General features: G+C 62.3%; 21 protein-coding genes and 1 tRNA gene. 13 read left to right on the top strand and 9 right to left on the bottom strand.

Annotated features, from left to right (window positions below):
- Positions 1-6: 6 nt before the first annotated feature.
- The gene (locus tag EI983_RS10180; RefSeq protein ID WP_157707296.1) at positions 7-624 is read right to left on the bottom strand and encodes a glutathione S-transferase family protein; all 618 of its coding nucleotides are present in this window, start codon (positions 622-624) and stop codon (positions 7-9) included.
- Positions 625-865: 241 nt separating this feature from the next.
- On the opposite strand from EI983_RS10180, the gene EI983_RS10175 reads away from it, so the two are divergent.
- From EI983_RS10175 to EI983_RS10155, 5 genes are all read left to right on the top strand, one after another.
- Positions 866-1,609, top strand: coding sequence for a 1-(5-phosphoribosyl)-5-[(5-phosphoribosylamino)methylideneamino]imidazole-4-carboxamide isomerase (locus EI983_RS10175; protein ID WP_157707295.1), 744 nt, complete (start codon positions 866-868; stop codon positions 1,607-1,609).
- Positions 1,610-1,696: 87 nt separating this feature from the next.
- The gene (gene fabF, locus EI983_RS10170) at positions 1,697-2,956 is read left to right on the top strand and encodes a beta-ketoacyl-ACP synthase II (protein WP_157707294.1); all 1,260 of its coding nucleotides are present in this window, start codon (positions 1,697-1,699) and stop codon (positions 2,954-2,956) included.
- 3 nt (positions 2,957-2,959) lie between these two features.
- Positions 2,960-4,132, top strand: a complete 1,173-nt coding sequence (gene mltG, locus EI983_RS10165) for an endolytic transglycosylase MltG (protein WP_157707293.1) — start codon at positions 2,960-2,962, stop codon at positions 4,130-4,132.
- On the top strand, positions 4,017-5,099 hold the full coding sequence (locus tag EI983_RS19525) for an RHS repeat domain-containing protein (protein ID WP_157707292.1): 1,083 nt from the start codon (positions 4,017-4,019) through the stop codon (positions 5,097-5,099). The genes mltG and EI983_RS19525 overlap by 116 nt, the downstream gene beginning before the upstream one ends.
- A gap of 13 nt (positions 5,100-5,112) precedes the next feature.
- Positions 5,113-5,457 (top strand): hypothetical protein, encoded by a 345-nt coding sequence (locus tag EI983_RS10155; protein ID WP_157707291.1) that lies wholly within the window; start codon positions 5,113-5,115, stop codon positions 5,455-5,457.
- Positions 5,458-6,112: 655 nt separating this feature from the next.
- On the opposite strand, the gene EI983_RS10150 is transcribed toward EI983_RS10155, so the two are convergent.
- Both EI983_RS10150 and EI983_RS10145 read right to left on the bottom strand, forming a co-directional pair.
- The gene (locus EI983_RS10150) at positions 6,113-6,868 is read right to left on the bottom strand and encodes an SDR family NAD(P)-dependent oxidoreductase (protein WP_157707290.1); all 756 of its coding nucleotides are present in this window, start codon (positions 6,866-6,868) and stop codon (positions 6,113-6,115) included.
- Positions 6,869-6,926: 58 nt separating this feature from the next.
- Positions 6,927-7,976, bottom strand: coding sequence for an AbrB family transcriptional regulator (locus EI983_RS10145; RefSeq protein ID WP_157707289.1), 1,050 nt, complete (start codon positions 7,974-7,976; stop codon positions 6,927-6,929).
- Positions 7,977-8,207: 231 nt separating this feature from the next.
- Here EI983_RS10145 and EI983_RS19225 point away from each other — a divergent pair, with 231 nt between their 5' ends.
- The gene (locus EI983_RS19225) at positions 8,208-8,711 is read left to right on the top strand and encodes a GNAT family N-acetyltransferase (RefSeq protein ID WP_246162112.1); all 504 of its coding nucleotides are present in this window, start codon (positions 8,208-8,210) and stop codon (positions 8,709-8,711) included.
- A gap of 104 nt (positions 8,712-8,815) precedes the next feature.
- Here the strand turns inward: EI983_RS19225 and EI983_RS10135 are convergent.
- The 4 genes from EI983_RS10135 to EI983_RS10120 all read right to left on the bottom strand — a co-directional run bounded on the left by EI983_RS10135 (position 8,816) and on the right by EI983_RS10120 (position 12,511).
- Positions 8,816-8,892, bottom strand: a tRNA-Arg gene (locus EI983_RS10135).
- A 56-nt stretch (positions 8,893-8,948) separates the two neighbouring features.
- Positions 8,949-10,340, bottom strand: a complete 1,392-nt coding sequence (locus tag EI983_RS10130; protein ID WP_157707288.1) for a sensor histidine kinase — start codon at positions 10,338-10,340, stop codon at positions 8,949-8,951.
- Between the two features lie 18 nt (positions 10,341-10,358).
- Positions 10,359-11,777, bottom strand: coding sequence for a dihydrolipoyl dehydrogenase family protein (locus EI983_RS10125; protein WP_157707287.1), 1,419 nt, complete (start codon positions 11,775-11,777; stop codon positions 10,359-10,361).
- A 2-nt stretch (positions 11,778-11,779) separates the two neighbouring features.
- Positions 11,780-12,511, bottom strand: coding sequence for a TVP38/TMEM64 family protein (locus tag EI983_RS10120; protein WP_157707286.1), 732 nt, complete (start codon positions 12,509-12,511; stop codon positions 11,780-11,782).
- Positions 12,512-12,794: 283 nt separating this feature from the next.
- On the opposite strand from EI983_RS10120, the gene rpmH reads away from it, so the two are divergent.
- From rpmH to yidD, 3 genes are read left to right on the top strand one after another with little or no spacing between them, the layout of a single operon-like run.
- Positions 12,795-12,929, top strand: coding sequence for a 50S ribosomal protein L34 (gene rpmH, locus EI983_RS10115; RefSeq protein WP_012177012.1), 135 nt, complete (start codon positions 12,795-12,797; stop codon positions 12,927-12,929).
- A gap of 23 nt (positions 12,930-12,952) precedes the next feature.
- On the top strand, positions 12,953-13,351 hold the full coding sequence (gene rnpA / locus EI983_RS10110) for a ribonuclease P protein component (protein ID WP_157707285.1): 399 nt from the start codon (positions 12,953-12,955) through the stop codon (positions 13,349-13,351).
- Positions 13,348-13,608: a membrane protein insertion efficiency factor YidD gene (gene yidD, locus EI983_RS10105; RefSeq protein ID WP_157707284.1), complete on the top strand. Its 261-nt coding sequence runs from the start codon at positions 13,348-13,350 to the stop codon at positions 13,606-13,608. Before rnpA ends, yidD begins: the two co-directional genes overlap by 4 nt.
- A 42-nt stretch (positions 13,609-13,650) precedes the next feature.
- On the opposite strand, the gene speB is transcribed toward yidD, so the two are convergent.
- A complete protein-coding gene (gene speB / locus EI983_RS10100; RefSeq protein WP_157707283.1) occupies positions 13,651-14,610 on the bottom strand; it encodes an agmatinase in 960 nt (319 codons plus the stop codon).
- Positions 14,611-14,749: 139 nt separating this feature from the next.
- On the opposite strand from speB, the gene guaB reads away from it, so the two are divergent.
- The 3 genes from guaB to EI983_RS10085 all read left to right on the top strand — a co-directional run bounded on the left by guaB (position 14,750) and on the right by EI983_RS10085 (position 19,811).
- Positions 14,750-16,198: an IMP dehydrogenase gene (gene guaB, locus EI983_RS10095; RefSeq protein ID WP_157707282.1), complete on the top strand. Its 1,449-nt coding sequence runs from the start codon at positions 14,750-14,752 to the stop codon at positions 16,196-16,198.
- A 39-nt stretch (positions 16,199-16,237) separates the two neighbouring features.
- Entirely contained in the window at positions 16,238-17,398 is a 1,161-nt protein-coding gene (locus EI983_RS10090) for an RsmB/NOP family class I SAM-dependent RNA methyltransferase (protein WP_157707281.1), read from the top strand.
- 235 nt (positions 17,399-17,633) lie between these two features.
- On the top strand, positions 17,634-19,811 hold the full coding sequence (locus EI983_RS10085) for a hybrid sensor histidine kinase/response regulator (protein WP_157709052.1): 2,178 nt from the start codon (positions 17,634-17,636) through the stop codon (positions 19,809-19,811).
- Here EI983_RS10085 and EI983_RS10080 read toward each other — a convergent pair whose 3' ends face one another.
- Positions 19,812-20,432 carry a gamma-glutamyl kinase gene (locus EI983_RS10080; RefSeq protein ID WP_157707280.1) on the bottom strand — a complete coding sequence of 207 codons (621 nt, stop codon included), beginning with the start codon at positions 20,430-20,432 and terminating at the stop codon, positions 19,812-19,814.
- 190 nt (positions 20,433-20,622) lie between these two features.
- Between EI983_RS10080 and recA the strand changes: the two genes are divergently transcribed.
- Entirely contained in the window at positions 20,623-21,705 is a 1,083-nt protein-coding gene (gene recA, locus EI983_RS10075; protein WP_198389271.1) for a recombinase RecA, read from the top strand.
- The last annotated feature ends 30 nt before the right edge of the window (positions 21,706-21,735 follow it).

Here is a 21,735-nt window from a genome sequence, read left to right as displayed (position 1 = left end):
GCGATGTCAGGTTCCGTAGACCGTGCGCACGCTGGGGCGCTGCGCCACTTTCACGGCAATGCGCGCCACGTTGGGAAAATCGTCAAGCGGGGGATGCGCCATGTCCGGGCTGAGCCAGGTCGTGAGCATGTAGAGATAGATGTCCGCCGCGCTGAACCGGGCGCCGAGCACCCAGTCGTTTGTGCCCAACTGGTCATCGATCACGCCCCAGGTCTCACGCAGGCGGCGGATGCCGCGACGGATGGCGCCGTCCTCCCCGTCGGGGGTGTCCGCGAAGCGATGCGGGTAATAGGTCAGCTGATAGGCGTTCTGTACGGCGTTGGAGAAGTAGACGAGGGTCTGCAGAAACAGCGGGCGCGTCGGATCGTCGGGGGCAGGGCCAAGCCGCGCCTCGGGGTGGCGGTCGCAGAGGTAGATCGTGATCGCCGCGGCCTCATACATCGCCCCGCCGTCCCAGAGCAGCACCGGCACCCAGCCATTGGGATTGATGGCGAGCTGTTCGGCGGGTCTGGGGCCGCCGATCTCAATCGAGGTGTCGAGCAACGCATAGGGCGCGCCGATTTCCTCAAGCACAGTGCGTATACCCATCGCGGCGGAGTCCGGGGCGTAATAGAGCTTGTACATCTGGCGCGCCTTGTTCCTTGTCTGTGCTGTCAGCATAGAGCGTTTCGCGCCGTGTGTCGCTATCGACGGGCCGTGGCCGACTTTGCCCGAATCCGCCCGCGCGTTCCTGAAGATTATTCAAAAGCGGCGCGAAAGGTGCATATCATGCCGATTTGAAGACAGCGCGCACATGCGCTAGGTTTATCGGTGTTCCTCGCGACGGGAATAACCGGCGCTGATCTTCGAAAAGGGGCGTGTTGCCATGATCATCTATCCCACTCTCGAACTGCATAACGGCAAATCCGTATCTCTTACCCGTGGTCGGCTGGAAGAGCCGGTGATCTGGCATAAGGATCCGCTCGATATTGCCCGCGGCTTTGCCGACGCCGGTGCCGAATGGATGCATGTCACCGATATCAATGCGCTGATCGGCGACGGCAACAACAACGAGCTGCTCGAAGAAATCATCCGCGTCGCCGGGATCCCGGTGCAGCTGGGCGGTGGCTTCCGCTCGCGCGAGGTGGTGAGCCGCTGGATCGACAAGGGTGCAGGCCGCATCGTCATCGGCACGATGGCCGCACAGGACCCGGAGCTGGTCAAGGCGCTGGCCAAGCTGCATCCGGATCAGATCGTTCTGGCGATCGACATTTACGAAGGCAAGCTGATGACCGATGGCTGGCGTCAGCCCTCCGCGTTCAGCCCCGAGGCGTTCATCGCCGAATTCGACCAAGCGCCGCTGGCCGGGATCATCGTGACCGATATCGATGCCGATATCGGCGATACCGATGGCACGCTGGGCGTGATTACAGGGCTTGCGGCAAAAACCCGCCATCCGGTGATTGCCCGCGGTACGGTCAAGCAGGCCGATGACGTGGTGCGGCTGAAATACATGCCCAACATCGCAGGCACGCTGATTGGCCGTGCACTGATGTCGAAGGATATCGACCTGAAGGACGCGCTGGAGTTCGCCGCGGCCAAACCAGAGCCCAAGGCGGAGTTCCTCTAACCCGCGCCATGCCAGCCCTGCTCTTGCCCCGGGGGGGCAAGGCGGGGTATGAGCAGCCAAAGCATATCTTTAGGTGAGGGCAGGAATATGCGGCGAGTCGTTGTCACGGGTCTGGGATTGGTCACGCCACTGGCGGACGGGGTCGAGGAAAGCTGGAGCCGTCTTCTGGCCGGTGAATCCGGTGCGGGCCCGATCACCCGGTTCGACACCGAGGGGCTGGCCACCACCTATGCCTGCGAAGTGCCGCATGGCGATGGCAGTGATGGTACGTTCAATGCCGACGCCTATATGGAGCCTAAAGAACAGCGCAAGGTCGATGATTTCATCGTTTATGGCATCGCTGCCGCCGAACAGGCGGTGAAGGATGCGGGCTGGGAGCCGGAGGACGAAGAAAGCCGCCTGCGCACCGGTGTGCTGATCGGATCGGGCATTGGCGGGTTGCAGAGTATCGAGCAAACCTCGCTTCTGATCGCCGAAAAAGGTCCGCGCCGGGTGTCGCCTTTCTTCATTCCTGGCGCGCTGATCAACCTGATCAGCGGACAGGTGAGCATCCGCTATGGCTTCAAGGGGCCGAACCACTCGGTTGTGACCGCGTGTTCCACCGGCGCGCATGCGATCGGCGACGCGGCGCGGCTTATTGCGCTTGGCGATGCCGACGTGATGCTGGCGGGCGGGGCCGAGGCGGCGATCTGCAAGATCGGCATTGCCGGGTTCAACGCCTGCAAGGCGCTCAGCACCAAGCGCGCCGATGATCCCAAGGCGGCGAGCCGCCCCTATGATGCGGATCGCGACGGGTTTGTCATGGGCGAGGGTGCAGGGATCGTCGTGCTGGAAGAGTATGATCACGCCGTCGCCCGTGGTGCCAAGATCTATGCCGAGGTGGCGGGCTATGGCCTGTCGGGCGACGCCTATCACATCACCGCGCCCGCCGAGGATGGCGATGGCGGCTTCCGCTCGATGACGGCGGCGATCGAGCGCGCGGGCCTGACGCCTGCCGATGTGGATTATATCAACGCGCATGGCACCTCGACCATGGCCGACACGATCGAGCTGGGCGCGGTCGAGCGCCTGCTGGGCGATGCGGCCTCCAAGGCCACGATGAGCTCGACCAAATCCGCCACCGGGCACCTGCTGGGCGCGGCCGGGGCGATCGAGGCGATTTTCTCGATCCTGGCCATCCGCGATCAGGTCGCCCCGCCGACGATCAACCTCGACAACCCGGCGGTGGAGACCCCTCTGGATCTTGCCCCCAAGGTCAAGCGCGAGCGCGAGATCAACGTGGCGCTTTCCAATTCCTTCGGCTTTGGCGGTACCAACGCATCGGTTCTGTTCAAGAAGGTCGGTTAAGCCATGTGGCGGCATATCACGTCGAACGTGCTGACATTTCTGGTCGTTGCGGTGTTCCTGCTGGGAGGGGTGATCCTCTGGGGGCAGAGCAGCTATAACGCCGTGGGCCCGCTGAAAGAGCAGATTTGCCTGCAGGTGCCGGGCGGGTCGTCCATGCGGCGCATTGCGCAGGACCTGGAAAAAGAGGGGGCGGTGAGCAGCGCCTCGGTGTTCCGGATCGGGGCCGATTATACGGACAAGTCAAGCCAGCTCAAAGCCGGCAGCTGGCTGATCCCGCAAGGGGCGTCCATGGCCGAGATTGCCGATATCATCACCCGCGGCGGCGCCAGCACCTGTGGCACGGAGGTGGTCTATCGCATTGGGGTGACACGCAGCCAGATCCAGGTGCGCGAGCTTGACCCCGCCACGAACCGCTTTGTCGAAAAGGCCGAGTTCAACCCGGCAGAAGACGCGGTGCCGACAGAGTTTCGCGAGGTGCGGGCGAAGGCCGATACGCGCTATCGCGTGGCGATTGCCGAAGGTGTCACCAGCTGGCAGATCGTCGAGGGGCTGAAGGCGGTGGACGTGCTGGAGGGCGAAGTGGCCGAGATCCCGCCGGAGGGGAGCCTGGCGCCGGACAGTTACGAGGTCGCCGCGGGCGACACCCGCGAGGCGCTGCTGGAGCGGATGCGCCGGGCGCAGGATACGCTTTTGGCGCAGGCCTGGCAGAACCGTGCCGACGGTCTTCCGCTGGCCGATCCCTATGAGGCGCTGATCCTGGCCTCGATCATCGAGAAGGAAACCGGCGTCGCCGAGGAGCGCGGGCAGGTGGCAAGCGTCTTCGTCAACCGGCTGAATCAGGGGATGCGGCTGCAGACCGACCCGACGGTGATTTATGGCGTCACCAAGGGGCAGGGGGTGCTTGGCCGGGGTCTGCGCCAGTCCGAGCTGCGCGCCGAAACACCCTGGAACACCTATGTAATCGACGGGTTGCCACCCACGCCCATTGCCAATCCGGGCCGCGCCAGCCTGGAGGCCGCGGTGAACCCCGATCAGACGCCCTATATCTTCTTTGTGGCCGATGGCACCGGGGGGCACGCTTTTGCGGTCACGCTGGACGAGCACAACGCCAACGTGGCGCGCTGGCGCGAGATCGAGGCCGAACGCGCCGCTCAAGAGGCTGAGGAAAACCAGTAGCGCGCGATCTGGACGCGTCCCGAACCTGTGTTTCGTCGATAACCCTAAAGCCGAATACGTCTTTGCCCCCACCAATCCCTGCGGCGGGCCGTCCTGCGGGGATTGCGACTATGCCGATCCGGTGCAGCTCCAGCGCGAATACATCTGGATGGGCAATACGCCCGTTGCCGTGGTCGAGGATGGTGTGATCTACTACATCCGCACCGATCACATCGGGCGGCCTGTGTTTGCTACGGATGGCACCGGCGTGAAGATATGGGAGGCGTCATACCTGCCCTTCGGCGGTGTGCATACCAGTATCGGCCCTAACATCAACCTCCGCTTCCCGGGCCAGTGGTTCCAATCCGAAAGCGGCCAGCACCAAAACTGGATGCGGGATTATGATCCGACGCTCGGGAGGTACATCCAGGCTGATCCGTTGGGATTGGTGGATGGGGCGAGCGTGTATGGGTATGCGCGGCAGAACTCAAGGAGGTACACTGATCCTACAGGCGAACAGGCTTGGGAGAACAGTTATGTAGGTGCATCGGAGTGGTGGGCAGGTACTAGCCCGGCTCCATCCGGCGGTGAAGAATTCCGGCCACATTCGGCTCTACCGCCCAGCGCGAAACAAGTTCTTGGCGGTCGTGTCACATGGTTTGGAAAGATATATGGTTTCGATCTTAGTAATTGTTCCGCAAACTCCGACCCCACCAGCCAAGCAATTTTCTTTTGCCCTAAAGGATCGAGTCAGAATCCGTTCGGAAACCAGAAAGCTGATAGAAGGAACTGTATTAGATACATGCCACCCGGCTCCGGTTCAGGATCAGCGGGCTCAAAGTATGGTAGTCGATATCCAAACGGGTACTTGGTATTTTACAATAGTTCGGGCCAAGTTATTTCCCCGTACTCTGGACATACTGTAACACCGGCATCGGAAGCAGGACATACACCGATACCCGGCAACCCAGTGTTTGTTCCCAATTGAGGAAGGGCATAAAGTGCACAATATCTTCGACAAAGTAGAGGGCAATATTGTTTCCATCTGTATCGATCTCTTCACAATAGAAATCCGCTACCTGCATGCGCCATCTCAAGCAGAAGCAGGCATTGTCATAAAGCATTCAGTTGTATGGGCCGAGACCCAAGAAAATTGGGGTGATGTGAGAATCTCTGATGTCCAAAAAAAGATGATTGGGCAGTTTCTATCAGGTCTTTCAGTGTATCCCGGCGGAGCAAGATTTCTCGTTGGGTCAAACCCCGTTGAGGTAATTCAGGATGGTCCAACAGAGTACTTAGAAATATGGTGGAACGGTGATGGTTTGCCTGCCCGCCAATACATATAGATATTGTTTCCTCCGGCTATCCATATCCAGCAAGTAGGGTGGGCAGTCTGCCCACCCCCCTAGGGTAGTCCTCACCTTCCGCCATGGTATCGCCCCATCGGTTCCAACATCGCCATCTGCGGCTCTGCCCATTCGGGGCCAAGACGCTCGCCATTGTTTCCGGGTCATGCCTCAACCAGAACTGATGGTGTGGATACCCCCTTGTCGGCCTTGTGACGTGGCATGCAGGGATTATTGAAAAGTTCATGAGAGATGGCCTGAGAAATCTGAAGAGTTGAGCTAAGTGGATTTTCCGTTGAAGTGTCGAGCCCCATCAATCACGCCAAAACTCACGGGGAAACTCTCGAAGTCTGACTTGATCCGCACCGACTACATCGGACGGCCTGTGTTTGCCATGGATGGCACCGGCGTGAAGGTGTGGGAGGCGTCATACCTGCGCTTCGGTGAGATGCATAGCCCCCCTCATATGCCGAAATCGCCCATGCGGTAGGCTGGAGAGACGTCAGTGGGTCTTGCTGACTGAAGGCATGCAGTGTTCCAGCAAGGACCGGATCAAGATGCCTGGTGCGGGCTATGGTCGGTATCTGGCAGGTGGCGCCCGGGTCCGGCGTGGTCTGTGAGCCTTTCTGGACAGATGAAGAGAGGCGCCGGGGGCTTATTGCATCCGAAGCGCGCCGTCGATGCGGATGGTTTCGCCATTGAGGTAGCCGCATTCGACGATGAAGGCGGCAAGGCGCGCATATTCTTCCGGATCGCCCAGGCGCTTGGGGAAGGTGACATCGGCGGCAAGCGCATCCTGCACCTCTTGTGGCAGGCCCTGCAGCATCGGCGTCAGGAAGATGCCCGGAGCAATCGCCATGACCCGGATGCCCTCGCGGGTGAGGTCGCGCGCCATCGGCAGGGTCAGCCCCGCCACACCGCCTTTGGAAGCGGCATAAGCGGCCTGGCCTTTCTGGCCTTCGAAGGCGGCGATGGAGGCGGTGTTGATGATCACGCCCCGGCTGCCATCGGGCTCAGGCGCGTTTTTGGCGATTTCCGCGGCGGCGAGGCGGGCGACGTTGAACGTGCCGATCAGATTGACATTGATCACCGACTGGAAGAGCGCAAGGTCATGCGGCCCGTCACGGCCCAGGGTCTTGGCCGCAGGGGCGATGCCCGCGCAGTTCACCGCGGCGGTGAGCGTGCCCATGACATCCACCGCGCTGGCGATGGCGGCGCGCACCGAGGCTTCATCGGTCACGTCGGTCTGAACGAAACTGGCGCCGATCTCGGTGGCGACGGCCTCGCCACGTGCGGCATCCCGGTCGAGCAAGGTGACCTGTGCGCCCCGCGCGCGAAAGTGCCGGGCGGTGGTTTCGCCGAGCCCAGAGGCCCCTCCGGTGATCACGGCGGCGGTATCTTCGATGCGCATGGCGGTCTCCTGGGTCAGAAATGAACAATTGTTCAGATAACGCGAAGCAGACGCTCTGTCAAAGCCGGGATTTCAGCCAGCGGGCCGAGAGGGTGAGGCCGAGAACCGTCATCAGGATGCGGATGATGTGATAGAGCGTGACCAGGGCCGGGTTGGCGGGCACGCTGAGGGCCACCAGCGCCATTTCGGTGACCCCGCCAGGGGCGAAGCTGATCAGCATGACCTCGAAGCCTTCGCCGGTCAAAGGGGCCATCAGAGAGGCCATGAGGGCCGCCAGCGCAAGCATTCCGCCCACAGAGACAACCGCCAGCCCTGCGGCCTGTCGCAGGCGGGCGGGGGAGATGCCGGTGAAGCGCATGCCGAGGGCGGTGCCGACCACGACCTGCGCGAGGTTCACCAGCCATTGCGGGATTTCCATCTGCACCAGCCCGGTCAGCGACAACAGCGCCCCGATGGCCAGAGGGCCGGTAAGCTGACCTGCGGGCAGGCGGCCGAAACGCCCCAGCCCCACGCCTAGTGCGACGGCCAGCACAATGATTGGCAGACGCGAGAGCGGAACATGCTCACCCGCGAGGCTCATGCCTCCGGCGCTGCCCACCGCCTCGCCATGCCAGATGGAGAGCGCGATCGGTAGAAATGTGACGACCATGATCACCCGCAGGAATTGTTGCAGGATGAGCCGCGAGGCATCGGCCCCGGCGGCCTCGCCGAATGCGATGCTTTCATAGAGCCCACCGGGGGCGCTGGAGTAGAAGGCGGTGGCGCGGTCATAGCGCCCCAGGCGGCGAAAAACGGTGTAGTTCCATGCCACGCTGAGCAGCACGAACACCGCCAGCGCCAGGATGCTGAGCATGAGCGCATGGGCCTGTGCGAAAAGCTCGGGCGTCACCTGTGTGCCGATCACCAGGCCGATGACGGCGATGAACACCAGGCGCAGTTCGATCAGCCAGGGAAAGGCAGGCAGGCGGTGCGGGATTGCCGTGGCGGCAAGGCCCGAGGCCAGCAGCGGGCCCAGCATGTAGGGCAGGGGCAGGCCCAGCAGTTGCGCCAGAGCGCCCGCAGCGCCGCATATTGCGATCAGCACGAAGGTGGACAAGGGCAGGGTCATCGCGCGCCTTTCCCTGAGGCGCGGCGGCTCCTGAATCGTGGAGTATTCATTCTGTCGCCTCTGCCAAGGACCCTGCAAGGCGCATGCGCCAAGCAAGAGTGTCACCCAGCGCGCTGCGGGAGGCAAGATCGGATGCGGGACCAACGCAGGGGATGATCCGCGCAGTGTCCCTTGCGCGGATCCCCGGGACGTCTAAGCTGTGCACCATATCCGGAACGGAGGGTGGGACCGGTGCAGACCATCGCCCTTGAGCAACTGAGCGACGACGCGCCCTTGCGGGTGTTGGTGCATGATTACCTTGCGCATGAGATTAAAGAGCTGCGCGCGGTCTCCGGGCTTGAGATGTCCGTTGACGAGCTGGTTGAAACCACGTTCGAGCATATCGAGGATTATCTGCCTCCCAGCGGGGGGCTGCATGTGGTGCTCGACGAGCATGACGCTTTGCACGGGTGTGTGTTCCTGAAAATGATCCGGCCGGATGCCTGTGAGATCAAGCGCCTTTTCGTGCAGCCATCGGCGCGGGGACTGGGCCTGGGGCGCAGGCTGATGGAGGCGGCACTGGCGCATGCGCAGCGCCTGGGCGCTGTCCGCGTTCTGCTTGATACAGGGATCTACGACACGGCAGCGCAAGCGCTCTATCGCAAACTCGGCTTTCGTGAGATCGACTATTACCCCGAAGGCGAAAACGATCGCGCGCTACAGCCTTACCTAGTCTATATGCAGCTTGATTTCTGAGGCGGCCCCCGGGGCTGCCGTGTGCGGTCTGGCGCCAGGGAACGCCATGCCTTTTCAGGCCTTTCAGGCGCGCCATGTCCATCGATTGTCCCGGAGGGTGACGGTGGCGGACCGAGGAGGATTCGAACCCCCGACCCCTTGATTCGTAGTCAAGTACTCTATCCAGCTGAGCTATCGGTCCGTCGGAGTGAGCATCTATCTGCTGCGCCCGGGCATTGCAAGAGGCTTGTGTCAGATTTATGCCGCGCCGTTCACCGACCCGCGCGGAAGGCGGATGCAGAAGGTGGTACCTTCCGTGCCGGTGCGCTCCAGCGTCAGCGCACCGCCATGTCCGCGCACAAGCTCCATCGCAATCGACAGGCCGAGCCCGGTGCCGCCGCGCGTGCCTGCGCTCTGGAACGGGGTAAAGAGGTGCTCCTGCGCTTTGGCGGGCAGGCCGGGGCCGGTATCGGTCACGCGGATGAGCCAGGCGTCGTCCTCGACCGAGCCGCTGACCGAGATTTCGCCCGGGGCCCCGCTGTTGACGATGGCCTGTCTGGCATTGCGCACGAGGTTCTGGATGGCGCGGTAGAGCTGCTCGGCATCGCCGCGCACGCGCATGTCGGCCGGAATGTCGATTGCAAAGCTGAGGTCGTGATCCTCGACCGAGAGCCGTTCGGAGGCGATGACATCGCCCACGATATCCTCGAGCGCGAAGACACTGAGCGTGGGGGCGGGCTCTTCTGCCTTGCCGAAGGCGAGGGTCGCTTCGCACAGGTGCACGGCGCGGGTGATCGACCCCACGAGCTTGGGGGCCATGCGCTTCACGGTGGGATCTTCGGACATCTCGATCCGGTCGGTAAAGAGCTGCGCGGAGGTGAGGATATTGCGCAGATCATGGCTGACCTTTGCCACGGCGGATCCAAGCTGGGCCAGGCGCTCGCGTTGCTTCAGGGCGCTGGTGAGCTGGGTTTGCAGGTTTTGCAGGGATTCCTCGGCCTCGCGCAACTCGCGCACCCCGGCGGAGGGCACGATCACCCGGCGTGCATCTTCGGGGGCTTCGGCGTAGGATTTCATATGTCCGACCACGCGCCGGATCGGTTTGACCAGCAGCCGCCGCACAGCGAGGTTGAGCAGCACGGCCGTGACGAGCGAGATCACGGCGGAGAGCACCAGGATGCGCAGCCCGTAATCCACCATCGCGGCCCGCAATGCGGATGTCTCCAGCGTCACCTCGATCAGCAGCCCCCCCATATTGGTCGGATCGCCGATCACCCGGATCACCTGCGGTTCGGTGGTGCTCAGCCGGTTCATGGCGTCACGGATAAGCTCGAATGCTCCGGCATCCCGCAAATCGTAGGTCTGGGAGATTGGAGCCGGAATCGGCGCGGAAAGCACAAGCTGCCGGGCCTCGTTCCGGCGCAGCACCACGTTGAACACGCCGGCATTTTGCAGCAGTTCCTCCTGCACCGACTGGTCGATCATATCCTCGGCGAGAAGGGCCAGTGACGCGATCTGCGCGCGCTCCAGCCGGTCCATGAGAAATTCCTCGCGATAGCGCGCGATGGAGGGCACGAAGATCAGCACTTCCGCGATCATCACAAAGACGGCGGTCAGGATGACGAAACGGCCAGAGAGGGAGTTCAGCATGCGGATCCCATGTGACAGTTAGGGCAGCCAGCGTTGCACGAGCCCGACCACCCATTTGACCTTAGGATTATCAAACAAGCGCGGCGAGAAATAGGCCCCGGCGGCGCGTTTGTTGATTTCACCGATCGTGGGGTAGGGGGCGACCATCGCGGCGATCTGGCTCATCTTCATGCGGTTGGCGAGTGCCAGCGCCCAGAGAGAAATCAGCTCGCCCGCCTGGGCGCCTGCGATGGACGCACCAACCGGGCGGCCCTTGAGGACCATCACCTTGATCAGCCCGGTCGTCTTGCGCTCGGCAATGGCGCGGTCGTTATGCTCATAGGCAAAGCGCACCACCTCCAACGCGTCGCCATGCGCCTCGCGGGCCTCAGCCTCAGTCAGCCCCACCTGCGCCAGTTCGGGATCGGTATAGGTGGCCCAGGGGATATGTGATGTCTTCGCCTTCGAGGGCAGGCCGAACAGGGCAGAGCGAATGATCACCCCCGCATGATAGCCGGCCACATGGGTGAATTGCAGACCGCCCGCCACATCCCCGATAGCATAGACCCGGCGATTGGTGGTCTTCATGGCCGCGTCAACCTTGATACCGGAGCGCGTTGTCTCGATGCCCGCAACCTCCAGATTGAGCCGGTCAGTGTTGGACTTGCGCCCGACGGCCATCAGCAGGTGCGAGCCCTTGAAGAGGCGGCCATCCTTTGCCTGCACCTCGATTGCGCCTGCACTGCCCCGGATCTCGGCGGCCATGGCGCCCTCAACGATCTCCACCCCTTCGGCGCGCAGTTTGTCGAGCACGATGGAGGCCAGTTCCGGATCATCCTTGCCAAGCGCCTTTTGCCCTTCGATCACCGTTACCTTCGAGCCAAGCCGGACATGGGCCTGCGCCATTTCCATGCCGATGGGACCGCCGCCGATGATCAGCAGGTACTCGGGTTTCTCGCGCAGATCGAAGAGCGTCTCATTGGTCTCATACGGCACCGTGTCCAGCCCCGGGATAGGCGGAACCAGAGGGGAGGAGCCGGTGGCGATCACGATCCGCCGGGCGGTGATGATATCCTCGCCCGCCTTGACCTCGGTCGGTGAGATGAAGGCACCGAATTCGCGGATCACCTGCACGCCAAGCCCTTCGAAGCGGTCCTGGCTATCCACCGGTTCAATCTGGGCGATCACATCGGCCACATGGTCCTTGGCGGCGGCGTAATCCACCCTCGGGGTGACATCTGCGACGCCGTATTGACTGGCATGGGCCTGCCCATGGGCGGCCTTGGCGGAGGCAATCAGCGCCTTCGACGGGACACAGCCGAAATTCAGGCAATCGCCACCCATCTTGTGCCCTTCGAGCAGGATCACGGATGCCCCCATCTGGACCGCGCCGGCCGCAACCGACAGCCCGCCCGAACCGGCCCCGATGACCAGCAGGTCTGCTTTAAGCTTGGCCATGGTCAGATGCCTTTCTTGCCGGTGACGGCCTTGATCAGGATGGGCAGAGCCGCAAGCGCGCTCAGCGCGAGGATCGGCCCGAGGATCTGAGGCTCCCACAGCAGGCTGAGGTCGGGCCGCTCGCCGCGGTCAAAGACCTCGCCCAGACCGACGCCGATCCAGGTGAAGACCAGCGCGCCGGGAATGATCCCGAGGGCGGTGGTGATCAGGAAGTTGCGAAACTTGACCCCGACGAGCGCAGGCAGAAGATTGGCCACGAAGAACGGCACAGCCGGAACAAGGCGCAGCAGGAAAAGTACGCTGATTTCATGTTCGTGCAGGCCGTTCTTTATCCGTTTCAGGGTGCCTTCCGAGGCGTCCATCCTGGCGGCAAGGGTGCGTCCGAGCCCCCAGCGAGCCGCGAGGAAGATCGCCACCGCGCCCAGGGTGGCGGCGATCACGTTGAACGCGGTACCTTGCGCCAGCCCGAACAGGAACCCACCGGTGACCGACGCCACCGCCGCGCCGGGCAAGGAGAAAGCCACGATCACGAAATAGATGATGATGAAGGACACGGCGAGCAACGCATAATGATCGTTTCGATAGACCATTAGCGCCTCGCGATTGTCCGCCAAGGTGTCGAAGCTGAGGTAGTCCCCCAACGTGAAGTAGCCAACAATCGCGGCGACAAGGATCGCGGCAAGAGGGGCATGTCGCAGCAAACCGCTCTTGTGGGTCGGAGAAACATTGTCCATGGGATCGTCCGGTTTGATTGCGTTGACCCCTAGATGCTCTGGTTTGGCTTGGAATGCTACAGGCCTCACGGCGCGGTGATCAGCGGTGATGGGATTGGACACCAATTGCCCCGGATCGGTGGTGTTTGTAACATTATGTGGGCCGTACGCCACGGTTTTTGTAGCAATTGGCCGCAGACGGGTTTGACTTGCCTGCATCACCCCTCTATAGACCGGGCTTCGAGATGAGATTTGGGTGTGCTGCGATTCCTCAGCAACGCCCGCAGACACCGGAGATGGCGCGATGAAACGCACCTTTCAACCTTCGAACCTGGTTCGCAAACGCCGCCATGGGTTCCGTGCGCGCATGGCCACCAAGGCCGGCCGCAAAATCCTGAACGCCCGCCGCGCGCGTGGCCGCAAGTCGCTGAGCGCGTAAGCTCTCGATTTCAGGGTAGAGACATGACGCCGCCGGAGGCCCCCGAGGACACCACGGGGAAGACGCCCCCGGCGGCGTTGGCGTGTCTGAAGGGGATGAAGACCCGGCCGCAATTCCTGGCGGCGGCGCGGGGGCGGCGGCAGGGCACATCGTCGATGCTTGTGCAGGGGCGCGACCGGGGCGATGCGGCGGCGCATGTGCATGTAGGCTTCACCTGTTCCAAGAAAATCGGCAATGCGGTGATGCGCAACCGGGCCAAGCGGCGCCTGCGCCATGTCGCGCGACAGGTGCTGCCCGACATGGCCCGGCCGGGCTGGGATTACGTTCTGATCGGCAAACACGGGGCCACGGTCGAGGTGTCCTTCGACCAGTTAGAGCGCGATTTGCGGTATGCCCTGCGCAAGCTGCACGGGGCCACATGACCCCGCTGGCGTTTCTTCTGTCGCTTCCGGTGCGGTTTTACCGCGCTGTGTTTTCACCCTGGGTCGGGCACAACTGCCGCTATCAGCCCACCTGCAGCGCCTATGCGATGGAGGCCCTGCAGAAACATGGGGGGATCAAGGGCGGCTGGTTGGCCGCCCGGCGTATCCTGCGGTGCCATCCCTGGGGCCAGAGCGGCTATGATCCGGTGCCAGAGACCGATCGGAGGCGTGACGATGCAGCCGGGCGCGGAAAATGAGACATTTTCCGGTCTGTTTTCCGACTCAGAAAACAGAGGCGCTCAACTCTGAGCGCGGGCGTGAAAGATAAAGCCCAGCAGATTGAGCAGCACCTGTGCGGCCAGGATCGAGGTGGAGCCGGTCGGATCGTAATCCGGGGCCACTTCCACAAGATCTATGCCCACCACCTCATGCCGTTGCGCCACAAGTTGCAGGATCTCCAGAACGTCGTAATAGAGAAACCCACCATGGCTGGGCGTGCCGGTGCCGGGCGCAATGGACGGACAGAAGGCGTCGATGTCGATGGTGATGTAAATCCGCGCGCCGTCGGGGATGCGGTTCACCGTCGCCTCCGGCCCCAGCGCCCGCACCTGACGGACCGACAGGATATCCGAGCCCATGGCGCGGGCGTCGTCATAGCCTTCCTTCGCGGTTGAGCTGACATTGCGGATGCCAAGCTGCGTCAGGCCGGTCACATAGTCCTTGTCCGCCGCCCGGCGCATCGGGTTGCCATGACCAAAGCGCACGCCATGCCGCTCGTCCACGAAATCCAGATGCGCGTCGATCTGCAGGATGTGAATGTCGCCCTGGTCGTCAAAAGCGTTAACGCAAGGAATATTCACCGAATGATCCCCGCCGATCACCACAGGCAGCGCGCCTGCCTTCAGGGCCGCGCGCACGCCTGCCTCGATATTGGCGTGGCTTTTCATGGTGTCGGTATGCACGATATCGGCATCGCCCATGTCGACGATCCGCACATCGCCCGGCAGATAGGTGGCGTCATCCTCGTGATCATAGGCACCCGCATGGCCGAAGCTGAACAGCGTCGAGGCCTCGCGCACGCCGCGCGGGCCAAACCGGGCACCGGAGCGCCATTGCGTGCCAAAGTCGAACGGCGCGCCCAAAATGGCCACATCGGCGTCGATGCTGTCCCAGTCTTCCACATACGGGCGTTTGCCAAATGTAGAGATCCCGACGAAGGGCAGGTTCAGCCGACCCGCCTCATAACCGTGCTTTGCCATAGGGTATTCCCTCTATCCTGTGGTTCCGACCGAGCGTGGCCCGAAATAGAGGGGACAGCAAGCCACGAATTGCCCTTTCAACCCTCCATGATCCGTGCGATAGGAAACCGCCAAACGATCCTTGCCATGGAGAGATGCGATGGAGATTCGTGAGGCCCTTACCTTCGATGATGTTCTGCTGGTTCCCGCGAAGTCGAGCGTGTTGCCCAATACCGCCGACACACGCACCCGCGTGACCCGCTCCATCGACCTCAACATCCCGCTCTTGAGCTCGGCCATGGACACGGTGACCGAAAGCCAGATGGCCATCTGCATGGCGCAGGCGGGCGGCATGGGGGTGGTGCACCGCAATCTGGATATCGAGGAACAGGCGCGCGAAGTCCGGCGGGTGAAGCGCTTTGAGAGCGGGATCGTCTATAACCCCATCACCCTGACGGCGGATCAGACCCTGGCGGATGCCAAGGAATTGCAGGCACGCTATAACGTTACCGGCTTTCCGGTGGTGGATGGCACGGGCCGCGTCGTTGGGATCGTGACCAATCGCGACATGCGCTTTGCCGAGGATGACGCCACGCCGGTGAGCGTGATGATGACCTCGAATGACCTGGCGATCTTGCAGGAACCGGCCGATCTCGACGAGGCCAAGAGCCTGATGAAAGCGCGCCGTATCGAGAAACTTCTGGTAACGGACGGGCAGGGCAAGCTGACCGGGCTGTTGACGCTGAAGGATACCGAACAGGCGGTGCTGAACCCTTCGGCCTGCAAGGATAAACTGGGCCGTTTGCGCGTGGCGGCGGCCTCCACCGTGGGCGATGCCGGGTTCGAGCGGTCTCGGGCCCTGGTCGATGCCGGCGTCGATATGATTGTGATCGACACGGCTCACGGCCATTCCGAAGGGGTGGCCGTGGCGGTCGAGCGCGCCAAGAAGCTGAGCAACGAAGTGCAGATTGTCGCGGGCAATGTGGCCACCGCCGAGGCCACCCGGGCGCTGATCGGGGCCGGGGCCGATGCGGTGAAGGTGGGGATCGGGCCGGGAAGTATCTGCACCACCCGCATGGTGGCGGGTGTGGGTGTGCCGCAACTGACCGCGATCATGGATTGTGCGGAAGGCGCGGGCGATACCCCGGTCATTGCGGATGGCGGCATCAAGTTTTCAGGCGACTTTGCCAAGGCGATTGCTGCGGGTGCCTCCTGCGCCATGGTCGGCTCCATGCTGGCCGGCACAGATGAAAGCCCGGGCGAGGTGATCCTTTATCAGGGCCGCTCGTTCAAGGCGTATCGCGGCATGGGCTCGCTTGGGGCCATGGCGCGCGGCTCGGCCGACCGGTATTTCCAGAAGGATGCCGCCAGCGACAAGCTGGTGCCGGAAGGGATCGAAGGCCAGGTGCCGTACAAGGGCAGTGCGGGCACGGTGCTGCATCAGCTTGTCGGTGGCCTGCGCGCGGCGATGGGCTATACCGGCTGTGCCACGGTCGATGAGATGCGTCGCGAGTGCCAGTTCGTCAAGATCACCGGCGCGGGGCTGCGCGAGAGCCATGTGCATGATGTTCAGATCACGCGCGAATCACCGAACTATCGGATTGGCTAGTATTATCAAAAGCCTGCATTGCAATCTTAAGGTGATTGCATGACCCCGGCGGCGCGGGTTCAGGCCGCGATTGAGGTGTTGGACGACATCCTTGCCGGGACGGCCGCCGAAAAGGCGCTGACGGGCTGGGGGCGCCGGTCGCGCTTTGCGGGCTCTAAGGATCGTCGGGCGGTCCGCGACCATGTCTTTCAGGCCCTGCGGTCCCGTCGAAGCTTTGCCATGCTCGGGGGCGGGCTGACAGGGCGCGGGCTGATGATCGGCATGCTGCGCGACATGGGGCAGGCGCCCGAGGAGGTGTTTACCGGAGAGGGTTATGCACCGACCGGTCTCAGCGGAGAGGAACAATCGCTTTCGCTCGACGACCCCGATGCGCCCTGGAACCTGCCGGATTGGCTGATCGACGCCTTTCGCGATAGCCTGGGAGAGGCGGCGCTGGCGCAGGCCAAGGCCCTGACCGGCCGCGCGCCGGTGATGCTGCGCGTCAACCTTCGGAAAAACAGCACGGAACATGCCCTGAGCCGACTTGCCGAAGAGGGTGTCACAGCAGTTGCCGACCCGATTTCGGACGCGGCGCTGCGGGTCCTGGAGGGGGCGCCGCGCATTGCGGCTTCGGCGGCTTATCGCGATGGGCTGGTCGAGCTTCAGGACGGCTCCAGCCAGGCGGCGATGACCCGGCTTGAAGTCCCGCCTGGTGCCAAGGTGCTTGACTATTGCGCGGGCGGCGGCGGCAAGACCTTGGCGCTGGCCGCGCGGCATGAGGCCGAGTGGTTTGCCCATGATGCGGAGCCGGGGCGCATGGCCGATCTTGCCTCCAGAGCCGAGCGCGCGGGGATATCGGTGACGCAGCTTCCCAAGGATGCACTTGCCTCTGCGGGCCCGTTTGACGTCATCCTGTGCGATGCCCCTTGTTCAGGCAGCGGAACATGGCGGCGCACACCGGATGCGAAATGGGTGCTGACACCTGACCGGCTTGAAGACCTGGTGCAGGTGCAGGGCAGTATTCTGGACGATGCCGCGGCACATGTGGCGCCGGACGGATGCCTGGCCTATGCCACCTGCTCGGTTCTCGCATGCGAGAATACACAGCAGATCACCCGGTTTCTTCAACGTCATCCAGACTGGACCTGCCGCGCGCAGGAGCATTGGGCCATCACGGCCTCAGGCGACGGGTTCTTTCTCGCACAGCTAGTCCGGGTTTGATGCTGACGGACAACAACCTTGACGGGCAAAATTGCCTAGCGTTAAGTCGTACTTAAGTCTTTTCGAGCAGAACCGACGCTATCGAATCGTTTGTTTAGGGGGCTGTGTCTTGGCATTTCCGTCCAGCACGTCAGGAGAGCTGAACAAAACCGCCAAGTCCCTTCGCCCCAGGGCGGGTCTGGTTGGCGCGGCGGCTCTGATCTTTCTGACAGCCGGGCTGAGGGCTCCGGCCGGGATGATGCAGCTTAGCCTGCTGGCCACCGGTGTGACACTGCTGCTGCTTCTCGGGTGGAGCCTTGTGGCCCGACGCCCCGTATCGCATATCGACAAGGGGAGCGTGCAGGCCCTTGAAACCCTCATTGGCCATGACAGGGCCGCGTCGATTGTCACTGGGCCGGATGGGGCGATCCTGTATTGCAATGCCGCGGCGAAAACCGGGTTGAACGCCGCGACGGCCAGAACGCTGGCAGGGGCGCTGCACGATATCATCGCCAATCCCGGCGCAATCCTGTTCCGGCTGGAAACACGCGCGGCGGCGCAGGGGGCCGCGTTTGAGGATGTGGTCACACGTGCCGGGCATCTGCGGCTGAGCGTGCATAAGGCGGGCGAGGCGCAGTTCCTCTGGCGGATCGAGAAATCGGCGGAAAGCCCGCAGCGTGGGACCGATCCGATCCCGTTGCCTATGTTTACTCTGGGGCGCAACGACGCGGTATTGTTTATGAACACGGCCGCGCGTGAACTGATTGGTGAACGCGCCCGGACATTGGATCGCATTTGCCCGAAACTGCCGCTGCGGTCGGGCCAGTTGAACGATATCAGCACCAAACAGGGTGCTATTTCGTGTCTGGCCGTGGAACTGGAAGGCGTGGCCGGGCGGCGCGAGGTTTTCCTGCTGCCCGGCGTGGCGGCAACGGAACGGCAGCCAGACGGCTGGGCGTTCTTCGACGAGTTGCCGGTGCCCTTGCTGAAGCTGGCCCGTACCGGGGAAATCCAGCTGTCCAACAGACCTGCGCGGGATCTGCTCGGGGTGCCAACCTGCCAGGGGCTTACGCTGGGCGACGTGATGGAGGGGCTGGGGCGTTCGATTGTCGACTGGCTGGACGATGCGGCCGCCGGGCGCGGCTCGGTGCATTCGGAAATCTTGCGCATCAAGCGCGAGGACAAGGAGATTTTCGCGCAGGTGACGCTGAACCGTGCCGCTGAATCGGGAGAGACGGTTCTGATCGCGGTGCTGAATGACGCGACCAAGCTGAAATCGCTCGACGCTCAATTCGTCCAGAGCCAGAAAATGCAGGCCATTGGCCAGTTGGCGGGCGGGGTTGCGCATGATTTCAACAATCTGCTGACGGCGATTTCGGGCCATTGCGACCTTCTTCTGCTGCGTCACGATCAGGGAGATACGGATTACGCCGATCTCATCCAGATCAATCAGAACGCCAACCGTGCAGCGGCGCTTGTCGGTCAACTTCTGGCGTATTCGCGAAAACAGACGCTGCGCCCGCAAATCCTGGATTTGCAGGATACCCTGGCCGATCTTGGGCATCTGTTGAACCGCCTGGTCGGCGAGCGGGTCGTTCTGTCGCTAAGCCATGACCCGGTGCTGTCGAAGGTGCGGGCAGACAAACGGCAGCTGGAACAGGTGATCATGAACCTTGTGGTGAATGCCCGTGATGCCATGCCCGAGGGGGGCGAGATCAGGATCGAGACGAAAAACCTCGATCTGACCGAACCGATGCGCCGGGACCGGGCCGTGGTGGCCCCGGGCGCGTATGTTTCGGTGCATGTGATTGATGAAGGTGTGGGGATCCCGCGCGACAAGCTTCAGAAAGTGTTTGAGCCGTTCTTTACCACCAAGCGCACCGGCGAGGGCACGGGGCTGGGGCTTTCAACCGCCTATGGCATCATCAAGCAGACGGGTGGGTTCATCTTTGTCAACAGCACCGTAGGCAAGGGCACGGAATTTCAGATATTGCTGCCCGCCTATGATGCGGTGGATCACCAGGAGCCGAAGCTGGTGGCGGACAGCACGCCCATCGAGCAGGCGGATGGTGTGGTGTTGCTGGTCGAGGACGAAGCACCGGTGCGCGCTTTTGCCAGCCGCGCGTTGCAGCTCCGCGGCTTCAGTGTTCTGGAGGCGGACTCTGCCGAAGATGCGCTGGAGCTTCTGAAAGACAAGGAACTGCAGGTCGATATTTTCGTCTCCGACGTGGTGATGCCCGGCAAGGACGGGCCAAGCTGGGTGAGAGAAGCGTTGAAGGACCGTCCAGAGGTTCGTGTCGTGTTCATGTCGGGCTATGCCGAGGAAACCTTCGGAGACACGCAGGCGAAAATCCCCAATTCCGTTTTCCTGCCCAAACCGTTTTCGCTGACCGAACTGACGGAGACCGTGCAGCGGCAACTGGTCCAGGGCTGATCAGGGCAGGGGCGTATAGGCGCCATTTGATCCAATGCCGTTCCAGAGCGCGAATTCGTCGGGGCGTTTGCGCCGGAACCGCGCGAGCGTCTTTTCCGACAGCTCCAGCGCCATGTCAGGAGAGCTGTTCTGGCGCGTGGTTTCTATTTTCGTATCGAGTCGCTCTTCGAGGAAGCGCCGCAGCCCGTCCTGATCCTCGTAGCGAAACAGATGCGTCACGCGGGTCCCGTTCGCCTGTGGCTCCAGAAACTTCACCTGAGAACCGACGTTGGCGTGGGGCGGTTGCTGTCCTTTCAGATAATCGGTGACAAATTCGTCAAAGCTGACGCCCTTGGTCGAGACGCGCTGACCGTCCAGTTCGTCACGCTGACGATATCTGTACCAGCTGCCCAGCCACGACACCGGCTCGCGCATTACCGCGAGAATATCCAGCTTGTCACTGACGAATTTCTCCAGCGCCGGGCGATAGAACCGGTTGTAGCGGAACATGGGTGCATGTTTCAGCTCGGGCGGAGCGAGGACGATCATGGCGGCGAGCGGGGCCAAGGCCGCCTCATAGGCCGTTGTTCCGGTCTTGGGGACGGACAGGAACACCAGACGAGCCGTTGAAAACACAAGCATTTCTTTTGTTTGCTCCCGGATCGGCCTCATTCGATCTTGCGTAAACTACTCTTTAACTGTTCGGCGTGAAAGTGAAGATGCGAATAATTTTCTTGTAATGTTCTGCTTTTGTCTCTACGAAAATGAGAACATGAGGTGAACAAAGCAGTGATTGTCGCCTGGCCAACGGTGTGGAATAAGGAATGAAATGATGGCAATGGCAGAAGTCGTGACGATGGACAGCAAGACAAAGGCGGACAAGCAAAAGGCGCTCGACAGCGCGCTGGCGCAAATCGAAAGGCAGTTCGGCAAGGGCTCGATCATGAAGCTCGGGTCGGACAACCCGGCGCAGGATATTGAGGCGACCTCGACCGGCTCGCTTGGTCTCGATATCGCGCTTGGGATCGGCGGTCTGCCGAAGGGCCGGATCGTCGAAATTTATGGCCCGGAAAGTTCGGGCAAGACGACGCTGACGCTGCATTGCATCGCCGAGGAGCAGAAAAAGGGCGGCGTGTGCGCCTTTGTGGATGCCGAGCACGCGCTCGATCCGATCTATGCCAAGAAGCTTGGTGTGGATCTTGACGAACTGCTGATCTCGCAGCCCGACACCGGCGAACAATCGCTGGAGATCGTCGACACGCTGGTGCGTTCGGGCGCGGTGAGCATGATTGTGGTCGATTCGGTCGCGGCCCTCACGCCGAAATCAGAGCTCGAAGGGGACATGGGCGACAGCAATGTCGGTGTCCAGGCCCGGCTGATGAGCCAGGCGATGCGCAAGCTCACAGGCTCGATCAGCCGTTCGAAATGCACGGTGATCTTCATCAACCAGATCCGCATGAAAATCGGTGTGATGTTCGGCAGCCCGGAGACGACGACGGGTGGCAATGCGCTCAAGTTCTACAGCTCCGTCCGGCTTGATATCCGCCGTATCGGCGCCATCAAGGACCGTGACGAGGTGGTTGGCAACGCAACCCGCGTGAAGGTGGTGAAGAACAAGGTCGCGCCGCCTTTCAAACAGGTCGAGTTTGACATCATGTACGGTGAAGGCATTTCCAAGACCGGCGAATTGCTCGATCTTGGGGTCAAGGCAGGCGTGGTGGAGAAATCCGGCAGCTGGTTCAGCTATGGCGATGAGCGGATCGGTCAGGGCCGTGAGAACGCCAAGCAGTTTCTGAAGGACAATGCCCGCGTCGCCCTTGAGATCGAGGATCAGATCCGCGCCGCGCATGGGCTCGACTTCGACATGCCCGAGAGTGCTGCTGAGCCCGACGACGGCGATATCCTCGAAGGGTAAGCCCATCCTGTATGTCAGGATACGGCCCGG

This window comes from Roseovarius faecimaris (assembly GCF_009762325.1).
Lineage (GTDB): Bacteria > Pseudomonadota > Alphaproteobacteria > Rhodobacterales > Rhodobacteraceae > Roseovarius > Roseovarius faecimaris.
The sequence above is the reverse complement of the archived record's forward strand: the minus strand, read 5'-3'. Positions and strand labels throughout refer to the sequence as shown.

What these genes read in the sequence shown, in the direction of transcription:
- EI983_RS10080 (WP_157707280.1), bottom strand. Translation starts at nt 20,432, where the DNA reads ATGCTTGTGTTTTCAACGGCTCGTCTGGTGTTCCTGTCCGTCCCCAAG.
- EI983_RS10120 (WP_157707286.1), bottom strand. Translation starts at nt 12,511, where the DNA reads ATGGACAATGTTTCTCCGACCCACAAGAGCGGTTTGCTGCGACATGCC.
- recA (WP_198389271.1), top strand. Translation starts at nt 20,623, where the DNA reads ATGGCAATGGCAGAAGTCGTGACGATGGACAGCAAGACAAAGGCGGAC.
- guaB (WP_157707282.1), top strand. Translation starts at nt 14,750, where the DNA reads ATGGAGATTCGTGAGGCCCTTACCTTCGATGATGTTCTGCTGGTTCCC.
- EI983_RS10175 (WP_157707295.1), top strand. Translation starts at nt 866, where the DNA reads ATGATCATCTATCCCACTCTCGAACTGCATAACGGCAAATCCGTATCT.
- yidD (WP_157707284.1), top strand. Translation starts at nt 13,348, where the DNA reads ATGACCCCGCTGGCGTTTCTTCTGTCGCTTCCGGTGCGGTTTTACCGC.
- EI983_RS10150 (WP_157707290.1), bottom strand. Translation starts at nt 6,868, where the DNA reads ATGCGCATCGAAGATACCGCCGCCGTGATCACCGGAGGGGCCTCTGGG.
- EI983_RS10085 (WP_157709052.1), top strand. Translation starts at nt 17,634, where the DNA reads ATGATGCAGCTTAGCCTGCTGGCCACCGGTGTGACACTGCTGCTGCTT.
- EI983_RS10090 (WP_157707281.1), top strand. Translation starts at nt 16,238, where the DNA reads ATGACCCCGGCGGCGCGGGTTCAGGCCGCGATTGAGGTGTTGGACGAC.
- speB (WP_157707283.1), bottom strand. Translation starts at nt 14,610, where the DNA reads ATGGCAAAGCACGGTTATGAGGCGGGTCGGCTGAACCTGCCCTTCGTC.
- EI983_RS10125 (WP_157707287.1), bottom strand. Translation starts at nt 11,777, where the DNA reads ATGGCCAAGCTTAAAGCAGACCTGCTGGTCATCGGGGCCGGTTCGGGC.
- EI983_RS10130 (WP_157707288.1), bottom strand. Translation starts at nt 10,340, where the DNA reads ATGCTGAACTCCCTCTCTGGCCGTTTCGTCATCCTGACCGCCGTCTTT.
- fabF (WP_157707294.1), top strand. Translation starts at nt 1,697, where the DNA reads ATGCGGCGAGTCGTTGTCACGGGTCTGGGATTGGTCACGCCACTGGCG.
- mltG (WP_157707293.1), top strand. Translation starts at nt 2,960, where the DNA reads ATGTGGCGGCATATCACGTCGAACGTGCTGACATTTCTGGTCGTTGCG.
- rpmH (WP_012177012.1), top strand. Translation starts at nt 12,795, where the DNA reads ATGAAACGCACCTTTCAACCTTCGAACCTGGTTCGCAAACGCCGCCAT.
- EI983_RS10145 (WP_157707289.1), bottom strand. Translation starts at nt 7,976, where the DNA reads ATGACCCTGCCCTTGTCCACCTTCGTGCTGATCGCAATATGCGGCGCT.
- EI983_RS19525 (WP_157707292.1), top strand. Translation starts at nt 4,017, where the DNA reads ATGGCACCGGGGGGCACGCTTTTGCGGTCACGCTGGACGAGCACAACG.
- rnpA (WP_157707285.1), top strand. Translation starts at nt 12,953, where the DNA reads ATGACGCCGCCGGAGGCCCCCGAGGACACCACGGGGAAGACGCCCCCG.
- EI983_RS10180 (WP_157707296.1), bottom strand. Translation starts at nt 624, where the DNA reads ATGTACAAGCTCTATTACGCCCCGGACTCCGCCGCGATGGGTATACGC.